13 protein-coding genes and 7 pseudogenes are annotated in these 21,971 nt (G+C 73.7%); 12 read left to right on the forward strand and 8 right to left on the reverse strand.

The genetic code is table 11. The annotated features are described in order from the left end of the window. Positions 1–12 precede the first annotated feature (12 nt). Positions 13–3,061, forward strand: a pseudogene (locus tag Q3Y56_RS01370) (alpha-mannosidase). Between the two features lie 523 nt (positions 3,062–3,584). Then, positions 3,585–4,280, forward strand: a complete 696-nt coding sequence (locus Q3Y56_RS01375; protein ID WP_304460157.1) for a transglycosylase family protein — start codon at positions 3,585–3,587, stop codon at positions 4,278–4,280. A gap of 49 nt (positions 4,281–4,329) precedes the next feature. Here Q3Y56_RS01375 and Q3Y56_RS01380 read toward each other — a convergent pair. Both Q3Y56_RS01380 and Q3Y56_RS01385 read right to left on the reverse strand, forming a co-directional pair. Continuing rightward, positions 4,330–5,242, reverse strand: a pseudogene (locus Q3Y56_RS01380) (SDR family oxidoreductase). Position 5,243: 1 nt separating this feature from the next. Beyond that, positions 5,244–6,056, reverse strand: a complete 813-nt coding sequence (locus Q3Y56_RS01385) for an SDR family oxidoreductase (RefSeq protein WP_304460158.1) — start codon at positions 6,054–6,056, stop codon at positions 5,244–5,246. 90 nt (positions 6,057–6,146) lie between these two features. On the opposite strand from Q3Y56_RS01385, the gene Q3Y56_RS01390 reads away from it, so the two are divergent. The 5 genes and pseudogenes from Q3Y56_RS01390 to Q3Y56_RS01410 all read left to right on the forward strand — a co-directional run bounded on the left by Q3Y56_RS01390 (position 6,147) and on the right by Q3Y56_RS01410 (position 10,436). After that, positions 6,147–6,893, forward strand: a complete 747-nt coding sequence (locus Q3Y56_RS01390) for an enoyl-CoA hydratase family protein (protein ID WP_304460159.1) — start codon at positions 6,147–6,149, stop codon at positions 6,891–6,893. Positions 6,894–6,910: 17 nt separating this feature from the next. Next, positions 6,911–7,803, forward strand: a pseudogene (locus Q3Y56_RS01395) (CoA transferase subunit A). Next, on the forward strand, positions 7,800–8,531 hold the full coding sequence (locus Q3Y56_RS01400; RefSeq protein WP_304460160.1) for a CoA-transferase subunit beta: 732 nt from the start codon (positions 7,800–7,802) through the stop codon (positions 8,529–8,531). The pseudogene Q3Y56_RS01395 and the gene Q3Y56_RS01400 overlap by 4 nt, the downstream one beginning before the upstream one ends. Then, positions 8,531–9,576, forward strand: a pseudogene (locus Q3Y56_RS01405) (NAD(P)H-dependent flavin oxidoreductase). Before Q3Y56_RS01400 ends, Q3Y56_RS01405 begins: the two are co-directional and overlap by 1 nt. A 90-nt stretch (positions 9,577–9,666) precedes the next feature. Then, positions 9,667–10,436: pseudogene (locus Q3Y56_RS01410) on the forward strand (transposase family protein). 69 nt (positions 10,437–10,505) lie between these two features. On the opposite strand, the pseudogene Q3Y56_RS01415 reads toward Q3Y56_RS01410, so the two are convergent. Continuing rightward, positions 10,506–10,960: pseudogene (locus Q3Y56_RS01415) on the reverse strand (IS5 family transposase); the annotation flags it as partial. A gap of 645 nt (positions 10,961–11,605) precedes the next feature. Between Q3Y56_RS01415 and Q3Y56_RS01420 the strand changes: the two are divergent. Together Q3Y56_RS01420 and Q3Y56_RS01425 are read left to right on the forward strand one after the other, a co-directional pair. Continuing rightward, positions 11,606–12,070 carry a DUF3592 domain-containing protein gene (locus Q3Y56_RS01420; RefSeq protein ID WP_304460161.1) on the forward strand — a complete coding sequence of 155 codons (465 nt, stop codon included), beginning with the start codon at positions 11,606–11,608 and terminating at the stop codon, positions 12,068–12,070. Between the two features lie 200 nt (positions 12,071–12,270). Then, positions 12,271–12,414: pseudogene (locus tag Q3Y56_RS01425) on the forward strand (IS5/IS1182 family transposase); the annotation flags it as partial. 47 nt (positions 12,415–12,461) lie between these two features. On the opposite strand, the gene Q3Y56_RS01430 reads toward Q3Y56_RS01425, so the two are convergent. The 4 genes from Q3Y56_RS01430 to Q3Y56_RS01445 form a co-directional block, all read right to left on the reverse strand. After that, a complete protein-coding gene (locus Q3Y56_RS01430) occupies positions 12,462–13,202 on the reverse strand; it encodes a class I SAM-dependent methyltransferase (RefSeq protein ID WP_304460162.1) in 741 nt (246 codons plus the stop codon). Positions 13,203–13,482: 280 nt separating this feature from the next. Then, a complete protein-coding gene (locus tag Q3Y56_RS01435; protein WP_304460163.1) occupies positions 13,483–14,640 on the reverse strand; it encodes an acetyl-CoA C-acetyltransferase in 1,158 nt (385 codons plus the stop codon). Positions 14,641–14,665: 25 nt separating this feature from the next. After that, positions 14,666–15,280, reverse strand: a complete 615-nt coding sequence (locus Q3Y56_RS01440) for a TetR/AcrR family transcriptional regulator (RefSeq protein WP_304460164.1) — start codon at positions 15,278–15,280, stop codon at positions 14,666–14,668. Positions 15,281–15,295: 15 nt separating this feature from the next. Then, a complete protein-coding gene (locus tag Q3Y56_RS01445; protein WP_304460165.1) occupies positions 15,296–16,153 on the reverse strand; it encodes an SDR family oxidoreductase in 858 nt (285 codons plus the stop codon). A gap of 52 nt (positions 16,154–16,205) precedes the next feature. Between Q3Y56_RS01445 and Q3Y56_RS01450 the strand changes: the two genes are divergently transcribed. The 3 genes from Q3Y56_RS01450 (at position 16,206) to Q3Y56_RS01460 (ending at position 20,044) form a co-directional block, all read left to right on the forward strand. Continuing rightward, a complete protein-coding gene (locus Q3Y56_RS01450; protein WP_304460166.1) occupies positions 16,206–17,480 on the forward strand; it encodes an acyl-CoA dehydrogenase family protein in 1,275 nt (424 codons plus the stop codon). Next, the gene (locus Q3Y56_RS01455) at positions 17,477–18,760 is read left to right on the forward strand and encodes an acyl-CoA dehydrogenase (protein WP_304460167.1); all 1,284 of its coding nucleotides are present in this window, start codon (positions 17,477–17,479) and stop codon (positions 18,758–18,760) included. The genes Q3Y56_RS01450 and Q3Y56_RS01455 overlap by 4 nt, the downstream gene beginning before the upstream one ends. A 276-nt stretch (positions 18,761–19,036) precedes the next feature. After that, on the forward strand, positions 19,037–20,044 hold the full coding sequence (locus Q3Y56_RS01460; protein ID WP_304460168.1) for an isopenicillin N synthase family oxygenase: 1,008 nt from the start codon (positions 19,037–19,039) through the stop codon (positions 20,042–20,044). A gap of 66 nt (positions 20,045–20,110) precedes the next feature. On the opposite strand, the gene Q3Y56_RS01465 is transcribed toward Q3Y56_RS01460, so the two are convergent. After that, on the reverse strand, positions 20,111–21,790 hold the full coding sequence (locus Q3Y56_RS01465) for an ankyrin repeat domain-containing protein (protein WP_304460169.1): 1,680 nt from the start codon (positions 21,788–21,790) through the stop codon (positions 20,111–20,113). Positions 21,791–21,971 lie beyond the last annotated feature (181 nt).

A 21,971-nucleotide genomic window follows, 5' to 3' on the forward strand; every position in this document is an offset into this window, starting at 1 on the left:
CCAAGGAGCCGTATGCACAGCGACCGCGACGTCACCGAAGCCCGTCTCAAGCGTGTGCTGGAGGAGAGGATCCTCCCGGCCGTCCACCCCGAGTCCGTGCCGCTGGAGGTCGGGGTCTGGAACGCGCCGGACGAGCCCGTGCCCGTCGCCGAGGGGCTGGCCGCCCCGCGGACCCCGATCACGGTGGGCGACGCGTGGGGCCGCCGTGGGGCACCAGCTGGTTCACCGTCAGCGGGCGGGTGCCCGAGGGCTGGGCGGGCCGCACCGTGGAGGCCCTGCTGGACCTGGGCTTCGACGAGAACATGCCCGGCTTCCAGTGCGAGGGGCTGGTCTACCGGCCGGACGGCTCACCGGTGAAGGGGCTCAACCCGCGCAACCAGTGGGTGCGGGTCGGGGCCCCGGTGGCGGGCGGGGAGCGGGTGGTGCTGCACATCGAGGCCGCGTCCAATCCGGTGATCCTCGACTACCACCCGTTCCGGCCGACCGAGCTGGGCGACAAGGAGACGGCGGGCCGCGAGCCGCGGTACCGGCTGGCCCGCATGGACCTGGCCGTCTTCGACACGGAGGTGTGGGAGCTGGTCCAGGACCTGGAGGTGCTGGGTCAGCTGATGCCTGAGCTGCCGGGGGACTCCCCGCGCCGCTGGGAGATCCTGCGGGCGGTGGAGCGCGCGCTGGACGCGGTCGACCTCCAGGACGTGGGCGGTACGGCGGCCCGCGCCCGGGCGCTGCTCGCGGACGTCCTGGCCGCGCCCGCCCACGCCTCGGCGCACCGGATCAGCGCGGTGGGGCATGCGCACATCGACTCGGCGTGGCTGTGGCCGCTGCGGGAGACGGTGCGCAAGGTGGCGCGTACGACGTCGAACATGACGGCGCTGCTGGAGGACGAGCCGGAGTTTGTGTACGCGATGTCGCAGGCGCAGCAGTTCGCGTGGATCAAGGAGCACCGGCCGGAGGTGTACGCGCGCGTGAAGAAGGCGGTCGCGGAGGGCCGGTTCGTGCCCGTCGGCGGCATGTGGGTGGAGTCGGACACCAACATGCCGGGGTCGGAGGCGCTGGCCCGGCAGTTCGTGCACGGCAAGCGGTTCTTCCTGGAGGAGTTCGGGATCGAGACCGAGGAGGTGTGGCTGCCGGACACCTTCGGCTACTCGGCCGCGCTGCCGCAGTTGGTGAGGCTGGCGGGCGCGAAGTGGTTCCTGACGCAGAAGATCTCCTGGAGCCGGACCAACAAGTTCCCGCACCACACGTTCTGGTGGGAGGGGTTGGACGGCACCCGCGTCTTCACGCACTTCCCGCCGATCGACACCTACAACGCGCAGTTGTCGGGCGCGGAGCTGGCCCACGCGGTGCGCAACTTCCAGGAGAAGGGGGCGGCGACCCGGTCGCTGGCGCCCACCGGATGGGGTGACGGTGGCGGCGGTACGACGCGCGAGATGCTGGCGCGCGCCAAGCGGCTGGCGGATCTGGAGGGGTCGGCACGGGTCGTCTTCGAGAAGCCGTCGGCGTTCTTCGAGAAGGCGCACGCGGAGTACGCCCACGCGCCGGTGTGGGTGGGCGAGCTGTATCTGGAGCTGCACCGGGCGACGCTCACCAGCCAGGCGAAGACCAAGCAGGGCAACCGGCGCAGCGAGCATCTGCTGCGCGAGGCGGAGCTGTGGGCGGCGACCGCGGCGGTGCGGACCGGCTTCCCGTACCCGTACGAGGACCTGGACCGGCTGTGGAAGACGGTGCTGCTGCACCAGTTCCACGACATCCTGCCCGGTTCGTCGATCGCCTGGGTGCACCGGGAGGCGGCCGCGACGTACGCGGCGGTCGCCGAGGAGCTGAAGCGGATCATCGGCGCCGCGCAGGCGGCGCTGGCCGGGACGGCGCGGCGGGCGGGTCGGTCGTCTTCAACGCGGCGCCGCACGAGCGGGGCGGGGTGCCGGCGGGCGGCGCGGTGCCGGGGGCGGGGGCGGACCCGGGTGCCGTGTCGAGGGTTCCCCGGGACGGCGGCGGCTTCGTCCTGGACAACGGGCTGCTGCGGGTGGAGATCGACGGCCGCGGGCTGCTGGTGTCGGTGTACGACGTGACGGCGGACCGGGAGACGCTCGCTCCGGACCAGGTGGGCAACCTGCTCCAGCTGCACCCCGACTTCCCCAACATGTGGGACGCGTGGGACGTCGACCACTTCTACCGCAACACGGTGACCGATCTGACGGACGGGGTGGAGTCGCTGGATCCCCTGCACGAGGATTCGGTGTACGTGGTGCGGGCCTTCGGCTCGTCGCGGGTCGCGCAGTTGATCACGCTTCCCGCGGGCGAACGGCGGGTGGAGTTCAGGACGACGGTGGACTGGCACGAGACGGAGAAGTTCCTCAAGGTGGCGTTCCCGCTGGATGTGCACGCCGACCGGACGGCGGCGGAGACCCAGTTCGGGCATCTGTACCGGCCCACGCACACCAACACCAGCTGGGACGCGGCGAAGTTCGAGGCGTGCGCGCACCGTTTCGTGCATCTGGAGGAGCCGGGCTGGGGCGTGGCGCTGGTCAACGACTCGACGTACGGCTACGACGTGACCCGCGCCGTCCGCCCCGAGGCTGTGACATCGGGAGCGGGCGGCACCACGACGACGGTGCGGCTGTCGCTGCTGCGCGCGCCGCGCTTCCCCGACCCGCGGACCGACCAGGGCGGGCACCGGTTCCGGTACGCGCTGGTACCGGGCGCCGGGATCGGGGACGCGGTGCGCGAGGGCTACCGCATCAACCTTCCGGAGCGGCGGGTGCCGGGCGACGCGGAGGTGGTTCCGCTGGTCACGGCGGGCGACGACGCGGTCGTGCTGAGCGCGGTGAAGCTCGCGGACGACGGCAGCGGGGATGTGGTGGTCCGGCTGTACGAGTCCCGGGGCGGCCGGGTCCGCAGCGGGCTCGTGGCGGGGTTCCCGCTGGCGTCGGCGTCGGTGTGCGACCTGCTGGAACGGCCGACGGGACCGGCCGAGCACGCCGGCGGCCGGGTCGCGCTGAACCTGCGGCCGTTCGAGATCGTGACGCTGCGGCTGGTCCGGGCCGAACGCGACCAGGGCTAGGGGCGCGGCGAGGGCTAGGGGCGCGGCGAGGGCTCCGAGCGCGGCGCCAGTCGGCATCCGGCGCGGCGAGGGCCCTGAGCGCAGCGCCGGTCGGCATCCGGCGCGCCGGGGCGCCCGATCGGCCGACGGTGGCGGGGGAGAGCGCGGCGGGGGGGTGGACCGGGGGTGGCTCGCCGGGCGTCTCATCGCAGGGTGCCGAGCGGTGTGCGCCCCCGGTCGGCCATCCACCCGTTCCGCGTACCGCCGTGGACCTCCCCGGCCGTCCGGGAATCCGCTCGTCAGGGACGCGGGCGGCCGGCCGGCCCGCCGGGCCCGGCCGCTCCGTGCGCCCGCCCTCTCGCCGTGCGCCCACCCGCCATAAGTGACGGGGCATCAGCACACCAGCCGATGGCGCACGACGGCGCGAGGCGGTCCGCGAGCGCGGTTGCGCCTTGTGACCTGCGCCGCTCCGCTGCCGTACTCGTGGCAGCCCGCCCGAGGACGGGTGGGCGATCCGATACCGCAGCCGAGAGGAACGGGTCCTATGGCCGTACGAGGAATCCACCGCCGTCCCGCATCGCCCAGCCACCGCGTCCTTCCGCTGAGCGCGGCTCTCGCCGCGTGGGGAGCCGGGCTCGCTCTTCCGATACTCGGCGCCGGCGCCGGCAGCGCGGCGGCGGCCTCGGCCGACACCTGGGAGCGGGTCGCCGCGTGCGAGAGCGGCGGCAACTGGAGCAGCAACACGGGCAACGGCCATTACGGCGGGCTGCAGTTCAGCCAGGCGACCTGGGAGGCGTACGGCGGCACCAGGTTCGCCGCCCGGGCCGACCTGGCGACCAAGTCCCAGCAGATCGCCATCGCGGAGGCGGTCCTGGGCCGGCAGGGTCCCGGAGCGTGGCCGACGTGCTCGGTCCGGGCCGGTCTGACGCGGACCGCGGGCGGCGCCCCACGGACCACTCCCGCCGCCCCGCGGACCGCCCCCGCCACACCCGACAGGGCACCCAGCGCCACCCCCCGCGCGTCCGCACCCGCACCGGCACCGGCGCGCCCCCACCGCGACGGGCCGCGCCGCGCATCGGGGACGTACACGGTGGTCAGCGGTGACAGCCTGTCACGCATCGCGCTGCGTCTGTCGGTCAGCGGTGGCTGGCGCGCGCTGTACGACGCCAACCGCGAGACCGTCGGCCCGCGGCCCGACGTGATCTTCCCCGGGCAGCGCCTCACCCTCCCCGCGGGCTGAGCGGCTGACGCCGGCCGCCGCTCCCGCCCGCGGGGCGCGGCGGCCGGCGTCAGCGTGCCCCGTACACCGGTTGTGGCGGCGCGGCCGCCGCGAGCAGGGCGGTGGCCGCGGCGCCCGCCTCCCGCGGGGTCCAGCGCGCGCCCTTGTCCGTGGCCGGTCCGGGGCGCCAGCCCTCCATCACGGTGATCCGGCCGGCCTCCGCCGCGAAGACCCGTCCGGTGACCTGGTCGCAGGCGGCCGAGCCGAGCCAGACCACGAGCGGGGAGACGTTCTCGGGGCCATGGCGTCGAAGGCGTCCGGCCGGTCGGGGGCGGCCATCTCGGCGGCGAAGGTGTCCTCGGTCATCCGGGTTCTGGCGGCCGGTGCGAGGGCGTTGACCTGGACGCCGTACGGCCCGAGTTCGGCGGCGGCGACCAGGGTGAGGCCGAGGATCCCGGCCTTGGCGGCGGAGTAGGCGCTCTGGCCGACGCTGCCGAGCAGCCCGGCGCCGGAGCTGGTGTTGACCACGCGGGCCACCGGGGTGCGGCCCGCCTTGGCCTCGGCGCGCCAGTGCCGTGCGGCGTGCCGCAGCGGCAGGAAGTGGCCCCTGAGGTGGACGCGTACGACGGCGTCCCAGTCGTCCTCGCCGAGGTTGACCAGCATCCGGTCGCGCAGGAACCCCGCGTTGTTGACGAGGGTGTCCAGGCGGCCGAAGGCGTCGAGGGCGGTGGCCAGCAGGGACGCGGCGCCCTCCGCCGTGGTGATGTCGGCGCCGTGCGCGACCGCCTCGCCGCCACGGGCGCGGATCTCGTCGGCGACCCGCTGCGCGGGGTCGGCCGAGCGCCCCGCGCCGTCGGGCCGGCGCCCAGGTCGTTGACGACGACCCGGGCGCCCTCGGCCGCGAAGGCCAGCGCGTGCGCGCGGCCCAGGCCGCGGCCGGCGCCGGTGACGGCCACCACCCGGCCCTGGCACAGTCCCGCCATCTCACTCCTCCTTCTGTTCCCGGCCGGTGCCGGTGACGGGCAGGTGGGCGGCGGCCGCGTCGAGGAACGCCGGGCGCTCGCCGCCGCCGTGGACCTCCAGGCGCGCGCCGCTGACGTACGCGGCGAGCGGGGAGGCGAGGAAGACGCAGGCGTCGCCCGCCTCGGCGGGTTCGGCGAGGCGGCCCAGGGGAACGGTGCGGGCGACGGCGGCCGCCCCGGCGTCGTCGCCGTAGTGCGGCCCGGTGCGTTCGGTGCGGACCATGCCGAGGACGACGGTGTTGACCCGGACGCGCGGGGCCCATTCGACGGCCAGGGACCGGGCGAGGTTCTCCAGTCCCGCCTTGGCCGCGCCGTAGGCCGCGCTGCCCGGCGACGGGCGGGTGCCGCTGACGCTGCCGATCATCACGACGGATCCGCCGCCGGGGCCGGAGCGCAGCAGCGGGAAGGCGGCGAGGGAGACCATCAGCGGCGCGGTGAGGTTCAGTTCGACGATGCGGGCGGCGCGTCGGGGACCTGCGTCGGCGAGCAGCCCGTACGGGGTGCCGCCCGCGTTGTTGACCAGCGTGTCCAGCCTGCCGTGGTCGGCGCGCACCCGCTCCAGGAGGCGGTGCACGGCGTCCGGGTCGCGCACGTCCGCGGGCAGGAACCGGGCGGCGCGCCCGGCGGCTTCGACGGGGCGCTCGGGCGGGCGGCGCGCGCAGACCACCACCTCGGCCCCGGCGGCGAGCAGGGCGCGGCTGACGCCCGCGCCGACGCCCCGCGTGCCGCCGGTGACGAGGGCGACTCGTCCGCTCAGATCGATGGTGACGGCCATCTGGCACCTCCCGCGCGCGGCCGGTCGCTGCTACCTTCTCCGTACCCGTACGCCTAACAAACGTTTGGTGGAAAGGTAGCTGATCCAGTCATGGGTGTCTCCACCTCCGTCCCCGAACCGGGCGTCACCGTCGTGACGGTGGACTTCCCGCCGGTCAACGCGGTGCCGGTACGGGGCTGGTACGACCTGGCGGAAGCGGTGCGCGGCGCGGGCGCCGAGCCGGGCACCCGCTGTGTCGTCCTGGCCGCCGCCGGACGCGGCTTCAACGCCGGTGTGGACCTCAAGGAGTTGCGGCGCGACCCGGGGCACACGGCGCTGCTGGGCGCCAACCGGGGCTGCGCCGCCGCCTTCGCGGCCGTGTACGACTGCGAGGTGCCGGTGGTCGCCGCCGTGCAGGGCTTCTGCCTGGGCGGCGGGGTCGGTCTGGCCGGGAACTCCGACGCGATCGTGGCCAGTGACGACGCCGCGTTCGGGCTGCCGGAGCTGGACCGGGGGGCGCTCGGCGCGGCCACCCACCTGGCCCGGCTGGTGCCGCAGCACCTGATGCGCGCGTTGTACTACACCTCGCGCACCGTCAGCGCGGCCGAGCTGCACCGGCACGGCTCGGTCTGGGCGGTCGTTCCCCGGGGCGAGCTGCGTGGCGCGGCCGTCGCGCTGGCCCGGGAGATCGCGGCGAAGGACGGCACGCTCCTGCGGCTCGCCAAGGCCGCGCTCAACGGCATCGACACTGTGGACGTGCGCCGCAGCTACCGCTACGAGCAGGGCTTCACCTTCGAGGCGGGGCTGGACGGCGTGGCGCGGCGGGTCCGCGACACGTTCGGAGAGGAGCGGACATGACGGCCTCCCCCGGGTCAATGACGGCCTCCGATGCTTCGCGGGACAAGAGGATGACGGCGGATCAGGCCGTCGCCCAGCTGGCGAGCGGGATGACGATCGGCATCGGCGGCTGGGGCTCCCGGCGCAAACCGATGGCCCTGGTCCGGGCCCTGCTGCGGTCGGATGTGACCGATCTGACCGTCGTCTCCTACGGCGGCCCCGACGTCGGGCTGCTGGCCGCCGCCGGGAAGATCCGCACGCTCGTCGCGGCGTTCGCGACGCTGGACTCGATCGCGCTGGAGCCGTGGTTCCGGGCGGCGCGGCAGCGCGGCGGCCTGGAGCTGACGGAGCTGGACGAGGCCATGGTGATGTGGGGGCTGACCGCCGCCGCGCACCGGCTGCCGTTCATGCCGGTGCGGGCCGGGCTCGGTTCGGACGTCATGGCCGTCAACCCCGGGCTGCGCACGGTCAGGTCCCCGTATCCGGGCCGGGAGGAGCTGGTGGCGGTGCCCGCGCTGCGGCTGGACGCGGCGCTGGTGCACCTCAACCGGGCGGACGCGCGCGGCAACGGCCAGTACCTGGGGCCCGACCCGTACTTCGACGACCTGTTCTGCGAGGCGGCGGCGGAGGCGTACATGTCGTGTGAGCGCGTCGTGCCCACCGCCGACTTGGCCGTGGCGGGCGGCCCGCAGACGCTGCTGGTCAAGCGGCACACGGTGACCGGGGTGATCGAGACGCCGCACGGCGCGCACTTCACCTCCTGCGCCCCGACTACGGGCGCGACGAGGCGTTCCAGCGCGCTTACGTGCGGGCCGCCGCCGATCCGGCCGCCTGGCGGGAGTTCACCGCCCGGTTCCTGTCCGGGGACGAGCGCGACTACCAGGCCGCGGTGGCGGCATTCGCCATGGAGCAGGCGGAGGAGGGGGCATGACGGCGACGCGGGCGGAGTGCTGTGTGGTGGCCTGCGCCGAGGCGTGGCGCGGCGCCGGGGAGGTGCTGGCGAGCCCGATGGGCACGGTGCCCGCTATCGCGGCGCGCCTGGCCCGGTTGACCTTCTCCCCCGGGCTGCTGCTCACCGACGGGGAGGCGGTGCTGGTCGACGCGGCGGGCGAGACCGAGGGCTGGCTACCGTACCGCGCGCATCTGTCGCTGGTGACCGGCGGCCGGCGGCACGTGATGATGGGCGCCGCCCAGCTCGACCGGTACGGCAACCAGAACATCTCCTGCATCGGGGACTGGCGGCGACCCGCGCGGCAGCTGCTGGGGGTGCGCGGCGCGCCGGTCAACACGCTCAACAACCCGACGAGTTACTGGATTCCGCGGCACAGTCCCCGGGTGTTCGTCCCCCGGGTGGACATGGTCTGCGGGGTGGGGTACGACCGGGCCGCGGCGGCCGGGCCGTCCGCGACCCGGTTCCACCGCATCGCGCGCGTGGTCACCGACCTGGCGGTGCTGGACTTCGAGACGCCGGACCGCACGATGCGGGTGCGGTCCCTGCACCCGGGGGTGACGGCCGATCAGGTGCGGGCGGCGACCGGGTTCGCGTTGCGGATGCCGCAGGCCGTGCCGGTCACCCGGGAGCCGACCGCGGACGAGCTGCGGCTGATCCGGGAGGTGCTCGATCCGGAGGGGCTGCGCGAGCGGGAGGTGGCGGGCTGATGGAGACCGCGCTGACCCGGCTGGTGGGCGTGTCGCACCCGATCGTGCAGACCGGCATGGGCTGGGTGGCCGGGCCCCGGCTGGTGTCGGCCGTCGCGAACGCGGGGGCCTGGGCATCCTCGCCTCCGCGACCATGACCGTGGACGGGCTGCGCGCGGCGGTACGGGAGGTCGCGTCCCGTACCGGCGCGCCGTTCGGCGTGAACCTGCGGGCGGACGCGGCCGACGCGCCCGACCGGGTCCGCGTCGTCATCGAGGAGAAGGTGGCGGTCGCCTCGTTCGCGCTGGCGCCCTCCCGGGAGCTGATCGCCCGGCTCAAGGACGCGGGCGTCGTCGTCATCCCCACGGTCGGCGCGCGGCGACACGCCGAGAAGGTCGCGGCCTGGGGCGCGGACGCGGTGGTGGTGCAGGGCGGCGAGGGCGGCGGGCACACCGGTCAGGTCGCCACGACCGTCCTGCTGCCGGAGGTCGTGGACGCCGTCGGGATCCCGGTGGTGGCCGCCGGGGGCTTCTGCGACGGCCGGGGGCTGGTGGCGGCGCTGGCGTACGGGGCCGCGGGGATCGCCATGGGCACGCGCTTCCTGCTGACGTCGGACAGCACCGTCCCCGACGCCGTCAAGGCCCGCTATCTGGCCGCGTCCGCCGCCGACGCCGCCGTCACCACCCGGGTCGACGGCATGCCGCACCGGATGCTGCGCGGGGAACTGGTCGAGGCGCTGGAGCGGTCCGGGCGCGCCGCCGCGCTCGGCCACGCGGTGCGACACGCCGCGGCCTTCCGGCGGCTGTCCGGGCTGAGCTGGCCGCGGCTGCTGCGCGACGGCCTGGCGCTCAAACGCCACAGGGAACTGACCTGGAGCCAGGTGCTGCTCGCGGCCAACACGCCGATGCTGCTGAAGGCGTCGATGGTGGACGGCAGGACCGATCTGGGGGTGATGGCGTCGGGCCAGGTGGTGGGGCGGATCGATGACCTGCCGTCGTGTGCGGAGCTGGTGGGGCGGGTGATGGACGAGGCGCGGGCGGCCCTGGCCGCGCTGCCCGCCCCGTAGCGCCGAGGGGCTTGGCCGGAAGGCAAGGCGGCGGGCCTGTGTCCGCCTTAAGGGTGTTGCAGAAGGCTGTGATCCGGGCATTTCCCGTGTATGGCTGGAGTGTTGAGGGTTGCACCGTTGTGGGTGGAGATGTTCACCGGGCTGCGGATGCGACAGTTCGAGGGCCTGGTGCGGGTGGTGCGGGAGCGGGGTGGCAACGGTCCCGGTGGTGGACGGCCGTGGCGGTTGCCGCTGGCGGATCGGGTGCTGCTGGTGGCCGTCTACTACCGCACGAACCTCACCATGCGACAGCTCGCGCCGCTGTTCGGAGTCTCGCCCGCGACGGTCTGCCGCGTCATCCAGCGACTGCCTCCCCTCCTTGCCCTCGAACCGGCTTCCCCGCCCGCCGATGCCGCGGATCGGTTGTGGATCGTGGACGGCACCTTGATCCCGGTCCGCGACCGGACCGTCGGTGCCTCCAGCCGTAACTACCGTTTCTCGGCGAACGTGCAGGTCATCATCGACGCCGACACGAAGCTCGTGGTGGGCACCGCCGCCCTGCTCCGGGTATCAGGGCCGACGCCCATGTCTGGCGGAACTCCGGCCTTGCCCGGCACTGCGAAGGAGTCACGGTGCTGGGCGACGGCGCCTACATCAACACCGGGCTCATCGCCCCGCACCGCAAACGCCCCGGCCGGCCACTGCTGCCGGGCGAGGAGGACGACAACGCAGAGCACCGCAGAGTCCGCGCCCGCGTCAAGCACACCTTCGCCCGCATGAAGAACTACAAGATCCTGCGTGACTGCCGACAGCGCGGCAACGGCCTCCACCACGCCGTCCAGGCCGTCGCCCACATGCACAACCTCACACTCGCCGCATGACCAGAACAGCCACAACCCCGCCCTGACCTGCCAGAACACAGTCTTCTGCAACACCCTTTAGACGTCGTTTCACTTGGTGAGTCGTCGGTAGCCGATGAGGGCTGCGGCAATGCCGACGAAGGCGAGGAAGCGCTCGGCCTTACGCTCGTAGCGGCGGTGCAGGCGTCGGCAGCCAGCCATGACACGGTGCGCTCGACCACCCAGCGATGATGGCCCAGCCGCTGTGAGGACTCCATGCCTTTGCGGGCGATGCGGTGACGGATGCCTCGCTCGCGGAGCCATCGGCGCAGGTGGTCGTAGTTGTAGCCCTTGTCGGCATGCAGCTTCCCTGGTCGTCGGCGACGGGGGCCGCGGCGGGAACGGACTGGCGGGATGCCGCGTACGAGTGGCTCCAGGCCGAGGCTGTCGTGCATGTTCGCGCCTGAGATCCCCAGCGACGGCGGCAGTCCGTTCCGGTCCGTGATCAGGTGGATCTTCGATCCGCTCTTGCCGCGATCGGTCGGATTCGGTCCCGTCAGCGGCCCCCAGTGCAGCCGGACTACACCGAGCATGGCCTGGTGGACTCCGCCGCCGCGCAGGCGGCAGTCGCGGAGGATCTCGTAGGTCTTCGTCCGAGAGAAGGCGTGCTCGACGCGGGCCCGTGCCCGGCGGTGTATCGCGTTGTCGGCTTCCTGTTCCGGCGTGAGGGCCGGTTCTTCCGTGGCCAGTGCAGCATCAGAGCGGAGGGGCCGCGATGGCCGCCGTCGCCGAGGACAGGTGCGTTCTTCACCACGCGGTCGACGCCCGACTCCCGGTAGGCACGGGCGTCGCGGCGGCTGCCGGCGAGCGGCTGGCCCGTCGCCACCCCGACCCCGGACAAGCCCCACGAGCCTGCGCAACGGCCGCTCGCTCAGCCCGAGAACAGCCCCACCCAGCCCGGCCCCGACGCGGACACCACCACACCCACACCGTGATCATCACACGTCTGACCAGGCCACACGGGACACCGTTGATAACCCACGGGCATCCAGCACCATCTGACAAACCCAGGATCAGCCCTCACGAGAGATCGGACGAACCGATGGCAGGAGGGCGCCGGGTCGCCCCCGGGGGCTTCCCGATGATGCGTCGTGCGATAGGAACGTGTCGCACCCTGCCGCTGTCCACCGCTGCTGATCGGAACAGATTCCATGTCCCATTCCGCCGTCCTTTGGGTCTTTTCCCTGACCTTCACCCCGATGGGAGCCGTCATCGGCGTGGCGGCGTACCTCAAGGTCCGGCAGATTCGGCGACTGGTCCTGACGGGCATCAGGGCGCAGGGCGTGGTGACCCGCCACGAACCGACCCAGATGCAGGGGCATGGGGATGCCACGATCATCATCCGGAGCTCCGGGACCACCGTGTACTTCCCGGTCATCGCCTGGACCACGGCCGACAACCGGCCCATGGAAACCAGGTCGGACATAGCCCGCCCCCTCGACGAGACCTTGGCCATCGGCGCCCGGGTCGAGGTCCGCTACGACCCAGCGGATCCCTCCCGCTGGACACTCCCGGCCGAGAGCAACAGCTTGTGGTGGCTCGCCGTCGGACTTGGGGCGCTCTTCGCGGTGATTGGACTGGGGTTCTTCTTCGGGGCGCTGTTCTCGCAGGTGTAAGCAGCCTGATCCCCGGTCCGGGCGCGGGAAGTTCAACGGTCGGTGGCGGGGCTGGTGATGAGGAACCGGGCGACGTGGTGCTGCTTGTCCCGACGCCGAGGGGCCGGCCGAGGAGCGGTGCTTCGAAATGCTGCCGAGCAGCGGCGGCGTCGCGCCTAACACGTCGTTTCAGTTGGTGAGTCGGCGGCCCCGGCGCCCAACGCTGGGTCGTGGAGCGAGCATTCGCTCAACTGCACTGGTTCCGCCGCCTGCGGATCCGCTGGGAGATCCGCGACGACATCCACGAAGCCTTCCTCACCCTCGGATGCGCACTGATCTGCTGGCGACGCCTGAACTCCCGGTAGGAGTTTCAAGACAGGCACGGCTTACGTTGACGGCCCGGTGGCCGACCTCAGGTTGGCTTGCGCCACACGGAGATGTGCTTCGCGGAGTCCTGGGTGAACGGCGCCCCGTCCCAGTCCGCGACGCGACGTTCCATCTCGAGCCCAGCGATCCGTGCCATCAGGTCGAGCTCTGCCGGCCAGGCGTACCGGTGCCGGGAGTTGTCGCGGCGGTAGCGGCCGTCGTCGCCGTCGCGGGTGAAGTGGTGCGAGACGAGAATCTGCTCGACCAGGTCGAAGGTGTCGAAGCCGAGATGCCGCTCAGAGACGTCGAACGGCACCGCGACCTGGCCGGGCGGCAGGAACCGCAGCGGCGGCACGCCCAGCTCGATGACGAATCGGCCGCCGGGCTCCAGATGCCGTGCGGCGTTGCGGAAACACTCGACCTGCTCGTCCTGCGTGAGCAGGTTCGTGATGGTGTTGTAGACGAGATAGACCAGGGTGAACTCGCCGGGAACGACGGTGGTGGCCATGTCCCCGATGACTACCGGGAGGTTGTCCTCGTCGATCTTGCGCCGCAGCACCGCTGCCATGTGCTCGGAGAGTTCGATGCCCACTACCGGCACGCCGCGTTCCCGGAGCGGGACTCCCACTCGTCCGGTTCCGATGGCGAACTCCAGTGCCCGGCCGTCTCCGGCGAGCTCGGCGAGGAAGGCGAGAGTCGGTCCGAGAACGGCGGCCGAAGACGTCTCGGCCTCCTCGGCGTCGTAGCGGTCGGCGGTCGCACGGGTCCACAGCTCACTGCTCGTCACGGGCGGCCACTTTGCCGGGTACCGAGGGGCGCTGTCGACGCATTTACCTTCCACCGGCTCCGATCACACGGTTCGGGGCGGGCCGGTACAGACCTTTCAGGGCACCGCCCGGCTCGGGGCGCACGGTCACGGCAGTGGTGCGGTCGTTCTCCTCGGCGCAGCGTGCACCGCCCACAGCTCGTCGTCGACTTCCCATGGCTTCGGCCGAGCGACCCAGCACCCCCAGATCATCAGTTTCGGAGTGGTCCAACCACCTTGAAGATCATTTCGTTAGGAGTCCTTAGAGCCGTTCGACGATCGTCACGTTCGCCTGGCCGCCGCCCTCGCACATGGTCTGCAGGCCGAACCGCCCGCCGGTGCGCTCCAGTTCGTGCAGCAGGGTGGTCATCAGCCGGGCGCCGGTCGCGCCCAGCGGATGGCCGAGCGCGATGGCGCCGCCGTTGGCGTTGACGCGTTCGGGGTCGGCGCCGGTCTCTTTCAGCCAGGCCAGTACCACCGGGGCGAACGCCTCGTTGATCTCGATCAGGTCGATCTCGTCGATGGCCATCCCCGTCTTCCGCAGCGCGTGCGCGGTGGCGGGGATCGGCGCGGTCAGCATCCGGATCGGGTCCTCGCCGCGCACCGACAGGTGGTGGACGCGGGCGCGCGGGGTCAGCCCGTGCTCGCGCACGGCGCGTTCGGAGGCGAGGAGCAGCGCGGCGGCGCCGTCGGAGACCTGGGAGGAGAGCGCGGCGGTGATCCGGCCGCCGTCGAGCACGGGGCGCAGGCCGGCCATCTTCTCCGGTGAGGTGTCGCGGCGCGGCCCCTCGTCCGCGGTCACCTCGCCGTACGGCACCAGCTCCCGGTCGAAGCGCCCTTCGTCACGGGCGCGGACGGCACGCCGGTGGGAGCGGAGGGCGAACTCCTCCATCGCCTCGCGGGTGATCTGCCACTGCTCGGCGATGAGTTCGGCGCCGTGGAACTGGCTGACCGGCGCTTCCCCGTACCGGGCGCGCCAGCCCGCGGACCCGGCGAACGGCCCCTGGTCGAGCCCCAGCGGCACGGCGGCCTGGCGGCTGGCGTAGCCGATCGGCACCTGCGACATGTTCTGCACGCCGCCCGCGACCACCAGGTCCTGGGTGCCGGAGAGCACGGCCTGCGCCGCGAAGTGCAGTGCCTGCTGGGAGGAGCCGCACTGCCGGTCGACGGTCACGCCGGGGACCTCCTGCGGCAGCCCGGCGGCCAGCCAGCAGGTGCGCGCGATGTCCCCGGCCTGCGGGCCGACGGTGTCCAGGCAGCCGAAGACGACGTCCTCGACGGCGGCCGGGTCGGCGCCCGAGCGCGCCATCAGGGCGCGCAGCACATGGGCGCCGAGGTCGGCCGGGTGGACGGCGGCGAGCCCGCCGCCGCGTTTGCCGACCGGGGTGCGTACCGCTTCGACGATGTATGCCTCGGCCATGGCTGCCGCTCCTTCGTCGCTGTCGTCACTCCCGCAGGGCGATGCCGTCCAGCACCATCGACAGGTACTGGCGGGCGATCTCCTCGGGGCTGTGCTGTCCGCCCGGCCGGTACCAGGAGGCGGCGACCCACACGGTGTCGCGCACGAAGCGGTACGTCAGCCGGATGTCGAGGTCGGCGCGGAAGGCCCCGTCGGCCACTCCGCGTTCCAGGGTGCCCAGCCACGCCTGCTCGAACCTCACCTGCGAGTCGGCGAGGTAGTGGAAGCGCGGCTGGTCCAGCAGGTGCCTGGACTCCTTCTGGTAGATGGCGACGGCGGCGCGGTGCCGGTCGATCTCCCGGAAGGACTCGGTGACGAGCGCCTCCAGCTTCTGCCGGGGGCCGAGTCCGGAGGCGAGCACGGCGTCGTACCGGGCCCACAGCTCGTCCAGGAAGGTGGAGAGGATCTCGTCGAGCATCGACTCCTTGGAGTCGAAGTGGTAGTAGAGGCTCCCCGCGAGCATCCCCGCGGCGTCGGCGATCCTGCGGACGGTGGTCGCGTTGTAGCCCTGCGCGGCGAACACCTCGGCGGCGGTCGCCAGCAGTTCCTCGCGCCGCTCGGGCGACGGCCTCACCGGGGTCTTCTTGCTGTTCTTCGGCACCCGGCCATTCTCGCCTCACGGGTGCTGGCCGCTGACCGACAGGACCTCCCCGGTCAGGTACGAGGAGTAGTCGCTGGCGAGGAAGACGATGACGTTGGCGACCTCCCAGGGTTCGGCGGCGCGGCCGAACGCCTCGCGTGCGGTGAGCTCCGCCAGCAGTTCGGGGGTGGTGACCTTGGCCAGGTGCGGATGGGCGGCCAGGCTCGGGGCGACCGCGTTGACCCGTACTCCGTAGCCGGCGGCCTCGACAGCGGCGCAGCGGGTGAGGGCCATGACCCCGGCCTTGGCCGCCGCGTAGTGGGCCTGCCCGGCCTGCGCGCGCCAGCCGAGGACCGAGGCGTTGTTGACCACGACCCCGCCGCAGCCGGTGGCGCGCATCCGGCGCAGCGCGGCGCGGGTGCAGCGGAATGTGCCGTTCAGCGTGACGTCGACGACCTCGTGCCACTGGGTGTCGGTCATGTCGGCGAGTTCGGCGGTGCCGCCGAGGCCGGCGTTGTTGACCACGGCGTCCAGTCGGCCGTGGCGCCGCTCGGCGAGGTCGTACAGCGCGTGGACCTGCCGCTCGTTCCGCACGTCGCAGGCCGCCGCGGCGACGCGGTCGGCGCCGAACTCGGCGGCGAGCGCCGCGGCGGCGGCGTCCAGGCGGCGGGCGTGCGCGTCACCGAGGACCACGGCCGCACCCTCCTCCAGGAACCTGCGGGCGGTGGCGCCGCCGATGCCCGCGCCCGCCGCGGCGGTGATGACGGCGGTGCGGCCGGTGAGCAGGCCGTGCCCGGGGACGTACCGCGGCGTGGCGTCCGCCTGCGCCTCGCTGCCCGTGTGCGCCTCGTTCCCCGTGTGCGCCTTGTGGTCCGTCGCCTTGTTGTCCGTCACACCCGAACGGTAACCTACCAAACACTTGTTAGAAAAGGAGGCGGGCGAGCCCATGGACCTCGAACTCTCCCCGGAGGACGCCGCGTTCCGCGCCGAGGCCCGGGAGTGGCTCGCCGCCCACGTCCCCGGCGAGCGGCTGCCCTCGCTGGAGACCGCCGAGGGCTTCGCCGCGCACCGGGCCTGGGAGCGGACGCTCGCGGCGGGCCGGTGGTCGGTGGTGTCCTGGCCGCTGGAGTACGGCGGGCGGGGCGCCTCCCTGCTGCGCCGGTTGCTCTTCGAGGAGGAGTACTACGCGGCGGGGGCACCGGGCCGGGTCAGCCAGAACGGGATCAGCCTGCTGGCGCCCACCCTGCTGCGGCACGGCACGGCCGAGCAGCGCGCCCGGGTCCTGCCGCCGATGGCGAGCGGCGACGTCGTCTGGGCGCAGGCGTGGTCGGAGCCGGAGGCCGGCTCCGACCTCGCCGCGCTGCGCTCCACCGCCCGGCGGGACACGGGAGGCTGGCTCTTGAGCGGGCAGAAGACCTGGTCGTCGCGGGCGGCCTTCGCCGACCGCGCCTTCGGCCTGTTCCGCAGCCACCCCGGCGCGGACCGGCCCCACCAAGGGCTGACGTATGCCATGTTTCCGCTGGACGCACCGGGGGTGACGGTGCGTCCGCTCGGCCGCCTCGACGGCAGGCCGGGGTTCGCCGAACTCTTCCTGGACGAGGTGTTCGTACCCGACGAGGACGTGATCGGGGAGCCGGGGGAAGGGTGGCGGGTCGCGATGAGCACGGCCGGGGACGAGCGCGGGCTGACCTTGCGCAGCCCCGGCCGCTTCACGGCCGCCGCCCACCGCCTGGCGGACCTGTGGCGGGAGCGCGCGGCGGCGGATCCCGGCGGAGGGGATCCATGCGGCGGGGATCCATGCGGCGCGGGCGGCGGCCTGCGCGACCGGGTCGCCGACGCGCTGATCCGCGCCCGCGCCTACCAGTTGTTCGCGTACACGCGGGCGACCGGCCCGGCGGGGGCCCGACCGGCGGGTGGTGGCTCGACGGGAGCCCGACCGGCAGGTGGTGGCTCGACGGCCGGCGGCTCGACGGGCGCCGAGGCGAGCCTGACCAAGGTGTTCTGGTCGGAGCTGGACCTCGCGCTGCACGAGACGGCGCTGGACCTGCTCGGTCCGTACGGCGAGCTGTCCGACACCGCGCCCGACGCGCCCGCGGGCGGCGGCTGGGCGGACGGCTACACCTTCGCCCTTGCGGGTCCGATCTACGCGGGCACCAACGAGATCCAGCGGGACATCATCGCCGAACGGCTGCTCGGCCTGCCGAAGGGGCGCCGCGGATGATGTTCGCGCTGGACGGGGAGCAGACCGCGTTCGGCCGGACGCTGGACCGGATGCTGGGCGGCGCCGACGCGCCGGGCGCGGCGCGGGCGTGGGCGGCCGGAGACCCGGGCCCCGGCCGCGCCCTGTGGCGGCGGCTCGCCGACGCCGGGGTGTTCGCGCTGGCCGTCCCCGAGACGTACGGCAGTGTGGGCCCGCTGCCGGTGGAACTGGCCGTGGCGTACGTGGAACTGGGGCGGCACGCCGTACCGGGCCCGGTGGTGGAGACCGCCGCCACCGCGGTCCTGCTCGGCGCGCTCGCAGAGCGGGACGGCACCCTTGTCGAAGGGGGCGGCGCGCTCGCCGAGCGGGGCGGGACGGATCCGGCGGCCCCAGCGGCACCGGTGGATCCGGTGGATCCGGTGGATTCGGCCGGACGGTGGCTGCCGCGGATCGCCTCGGGGCAGGCGATGGTCACGCTCGGCGCCCCCCAGGCCGGTCCGTACGTGCTGGACGCGGACGCCGCCGACGCGGTGTTCGTGGTCAGCGGGAACGCACTGCGGCAGGCCACCGGCCACGGCCCGGTGCAGCCCTCCCAGGACCCGGCCCGCAGACTGTTCCGGCCGGTGTGCGCGGGACCGGCGCAGGCGACTGGCCCCCGGCCCGATCCGGCGGTGGCGGCGGCCGGGAGGGCGGACGCCCCCGGACAGGTGGGCCGTCCCGGACAGGCCACCGGGCCGTCCGCCGGCCCGGCGCGGGCGGACGGCCTGCGGCTGGATGGTCCGGCGGTGGCCGCGGCGGCCGCGCGGGCCGCCGACTGGGCGGCCTTCGCCACGGCCGCGCAGGCGCTGGGCGTGGGGCTCGCGCTCCTGGAGCGGACCGTCGCCTACACCCGGCAGCGCTCCCAGTTCGGGCGGGCGATCGGCTCGTTCCAGGCCGTGAAGCACCGGCTCGCGGATGTGCTGGTCGAGCTGGAGTTCGCCCGGCCGCTGCTGTACGGGGCCGCGGTCGCGCTGGCGGGTGGGGCGCCCGGCGCGGGGGCCGAGGTCGCCGCCGCGAAGGTCGCGGCGGGCGAGGCAGCGTACGGAGCCGCGCGGGCCGCCCTGCAACTGCACGGCGCCATCGGCTACACGTCCGAGTACGACCTGTCGCTGTGGCTGCGCAAGGCCCGCGCCCTGCGGTCCGCGTGGGGCGATCCGGCAGGCTGCCGCGCCCGCGTACTGGCCGCCCATGCCGCCCGCCACCCCGTGAAACCGGAGGTCGGCGGCGTGTGGCACACGATCGGCGACGAGGCGGCGAGGTGACGTGCGTCACCGACGCACCGCGTCCGACGCAGTAATCTGGCAGGCATGATTCCGCTCGTACGCCGTCGCCACGTGGACTTCGTCCGCGTCACGAGCATGTCCTGTTTGCGCACTGGCTGACCCGCATCCACTGACTTAGCGTTCCTAGCGTTCTCGGGAACGCTCACCCTCCTTCAGCCTTCACCTGGTACCGCGGCCCGCCCTACCCGGGCACGGTCGCGGGCGTGCCCGGCCATCGCCGGGCCCCGCCGGGTCCTCACCTCGCCGGATGTACCCATGTCGCAGCAGCTTCCCGTGATCGACCTCTCCGCCGCCTCCCGCGGCCCCCAGGACCGTGCCCGCCTGCACGCCGAGCTCCACTCGGCGGCGCACGACGTCGGCTTCTTCCAACTGACCGGCCACGGCATCACCCCGGCGGAGACCGCCGCGCTCACCGGCGCGATGCGGTCGTTCTTCGCCCTCCCCGAGGCCGACCGCCTCGCCATATCCAACCTCCGGTCCCCGCACTTCCGCGGCTATACGCGGATCGGCGACGAGCACACCGGCGGCAGCCGGGACTGGCGCGACCAGCTCGACATCGGCGCCGAGCGCCCGCCGCGCGTCCCCGGCCCCGGCGAGCCCGCCTATCTGTGGCTGGAAGGCCCCAACCAGTGGCCCGCCGCCCTTCCGGAACTGCGCACGATCGCCCTCGCGTGGATCGACCGGCTCAGCGCGGTCGCGAACCGGCTCCTGCACGAGCTGCTGGCATCCATCGGCGCGTCCCCGGACTTCTACGACGCCGCGTTCGGCGACGAGCCGCATCTGCATCTGAAGATGGTGCGCTACCCGGGCCGCGCCCCCGACGGCGCGGACCAGGGCGTGGGCGCGCACAAGGACTACGGCTTCCTGACCCTGCTGCTCCAGGACGACATCGGCGGGCTCCAGGTGGAGCGGTCCGACGGCCGCTTCCACGACGTGCCGCCGCTGCCGGGCGCGTTCGTCGTCAACCTCGGCGAACTGCTTGAGGTGGCCACCGACGGCTACCTCAAGGCCACCCACCACCGCGTGGTGAGCCCGCCGGGCGACCGGGAACGCTTCTCGGTGCCGTTCTTCTACAACCCGAGGCTGGACGCGCGGATCGAGCCGCTGCCGTTCCGCTACGCCCAGCAGGCGCCCGGGGCGACGGCCGACCCGGCCAACCCGCTGTTCGCCGAGTACGGCCGCAACGAGCTCAAGGGCTGGCTGCGCGCCCACCCCGGCGTCGCCCGCCGGCACCACGCGGCGCTCCTGGACACCGTCGGCTGACGGCAGCCCGGGGTGCGGGGCGGGATCCTGCCACAGGAAGGTCCGCCCCGCAGTCCGGCTCCCCTCTCACTCCACGGGCACCCACCGCCGGGGCGGCCCGGTCACCGGCCGGGAATCGGCCAGCCGCAGCCCGGCGGCGGCGCAGCCGTAGGCGAGCGGCGCCGCTCCGTACGGGGCGTCCGGGCCGCTCTGCCAGAAGCGGTACCGCCAGTGCCCCTCGGGCCAGATCCCGCCGATGGACAGCCCGAGCTCCGGCGCCAGGCCGATCTCCTCGTGCTCCACGGCACCGTCGCGGGCCAGATCGCCGAACGTGCCGCCCTTGACGTTGAAGAAGACGCGGTAGGCGACCGTGCCCGCCGACAGCCGGCGCAGCACCTCGTCGTCGAAGGGCAGCCCGCTGGTCCATTCCGCGATGACGCAGCCGCCGTCCACGCCGGTCACACCGACGTACCCGTCCATGTCGTAGGGCTCGAAGGCGATCGGGGCCGGTTCCACGGCGGGGCAGGCGCGCGGGTCCCCGCCGATCCTGCGGATCACCTCGTCCTCATCCAGGCCCGCGATGAAGAAGGCACCGAGCCCTTCGGTCATGACGTCCGCGAAGACCGCGATCTGCCGGTCCGCCTCCTCCTGTGCGGCGCGCTCCTCGAGTGTCAGAGGCACGGCCCCCGGCAGCGCCTCGAACAGCGGCGCCAGCGAGGTCGTCAGGGCCAGGCGGCCCGGTGAGCGGCCGTCGACACATGGGCGCCACGGGTCGGCCCCGGCGGCGAGCAGCGCGGCGGCGCTCCCCTCGTCGGTCCGGCAGACCGCGCGCCACAGGGGCGTGCATCCGTCCTCGTCCGGCGTGTCCACGTCCGTGACCCGGCCCGCCAGCTCGGCGACCACCTCGGCCGAGCCGTGCTCGGCGGCGCGGTGCAGCGGGGACTCGGTCCCGTCGTCGTCGAGGCGGTCGGGGTCCGCACCGGCGGCCAGCCGCGCCGTCACCTGGTCGAGATCGGACCAGGTTTCCCACCCCATCCGGCCCCAGTCGGGGCGCGGCTGCTCGGGCTCCGGGTCCTCCCGGAGCGAGGCGACGTACTCCTCGTACGGGATGCCCTCCAACGAGGCGCGGAGGGCGAGCCGCGCGGGGCCCACCAGCAGGTCGGCGCACTCGGCGGCGTCGCGGGCAACCCGCGGGGGCTCATCGCCCGGCCAGATCTCCACGGCCCGGCCCGCCGCCTCGTGCAGCGCTGCGGCGTCGACGGCCGTACGGGTCTCGGGAACGTCCTCGTCCGGCCACTCGACGACGAGCCAGGTGTCGCCCCGCGAGGGCAGGCCCGTCAGGAACAGGTCGATGTCGTGGTGGTACGGGCCGCCCCGGGCGCTGTACTGGCGCAGCGCGATCCCGCCCGTGGCGGCCGCCTCCCACGGGTCGTCCACCGTGGTCACCCGCTGCCCGTCCGCCAGCAGCAGGCCGACGCGCAGCCCTCCCCCCACCGCTGGGTACTCTTCCAGCAGCGGCTCCTCATCCGTACGGGCCTGTCGCCGGAAGACCGCAAGGTGCAGCGTCGCCGCATCGGGCCACACCGACCACCCCTTGCACATCACCCGCGCCTCAGGGCCCGCGCCCGCCTCCTGAGCCTGCGGCAGCCCGGCCGGGAGTAACCGGTCCGCGGGCGGGGCGCCCCTGGGCTCATCCGCCCAGGGATCCGCCGGGCCCCAGGCGAAAGCGGTCAACTCGCCCTCGTGCTCCACTGATTCGTCCGGCATGGCACCAGAGTCGAAAAAGCCCATGTGGTCCTCCCCTCCGCATCCGTCCGTGACGGGACGGAACCCGACGACGCTGTACGGACTGATCCTGGCAGGGGGGTCTGACAGACCATGGTGGGAGCATGGAGCACGGACGACCGACGCCCGCTCCGACGCGGCCCGACGAAGTGTGAGGTGTGTG

This window comes from Streptomyces sp. XD-27 (genome assembly GCF_030553055.1).
Classification (GTDB): Bacteria; Actinomycetota; Actinomycetes; order Streptomycetales; family Streptomycetaceae; genus Streptomyces.

Excerpts from the sequence above, each read along its gene's own strand:
- Q3Y56_RS01450 (WP_304460166.1), top strand. The coding sequence starts at position 16,206 with ATGGACCTCGAACTCTCCCCGGAGGACGCCGCGTTCCGCGCCGAGGCC.
- Q3Y56_RS01390 (WP_304460159.1), top strand. The coding sequence starts at position 6,147 with ATGGGTGTCTCCACCTCCGTCCCCGAACCGGGCGTCACCGTCGTGACG.
- Q3Y56_RS01465 (WP_304460169.1), bottom strand. The coding sequence starts at position 21,790 with ATGCCGGACGAATCAGTGGAGCACGAGGGCGAGTTGACCGCTTTCGCC.
- Q3Y56_RS01400 (WP_304460160.1), top strand. The coding sequence starts at position 7,800 with ATGACGGCGACGCGGGCGGAGTGCTGTGTGGTGGCCTGCGCCGAGGCG.
- Q3Y56_RS01460 (WP_304460168.1), top strand. The coding sequence starts at position 19,037 with ATGTCGCAGCAGCTTCCCGTGATCGACCTCTCCGCCGCCTCCCGCGGC.
- Q3Y56_RS01455 (WP_304460167.1), top strand. The coding sequence starts at position 17,477 with ATGATGTTCGCGCTGGACGGGGAGCAGACCGCGTTCGGCCGGACGCTG.
- Q3Y56_RS01435 (WP_304460163.1), bottom strand. The coding sequence starts at position 14,640 with ATGGCCGAGGCATACATCGTCGAAGCGGTACGCACCCCGGTCGGCAAA.
- Q3Y56_RS01385 (WP_304460158.1), bottom strand. The coding sequence starts at position 6,056 with ATGGCCGTCACCATCGATCTGAGCGGACGAGTCGCCCTCGTCACCGGC.
- Q3Y56_RS01375 (WP_304460157.1), top strand. The coding sequence starts at position 3,585 with ATGGCCGTACGAGGAATCCACCGCCGTCCCGCATCGCCCAGCCACCGC.
- Q3Y56_RS01420 (WP_304460161.1), top strand. The coding sequence starts at position 11,606 with ATGTCCCATTCCGCCGTCCTTTGGGTCTTTTCCCTGACCTTCACCCCG.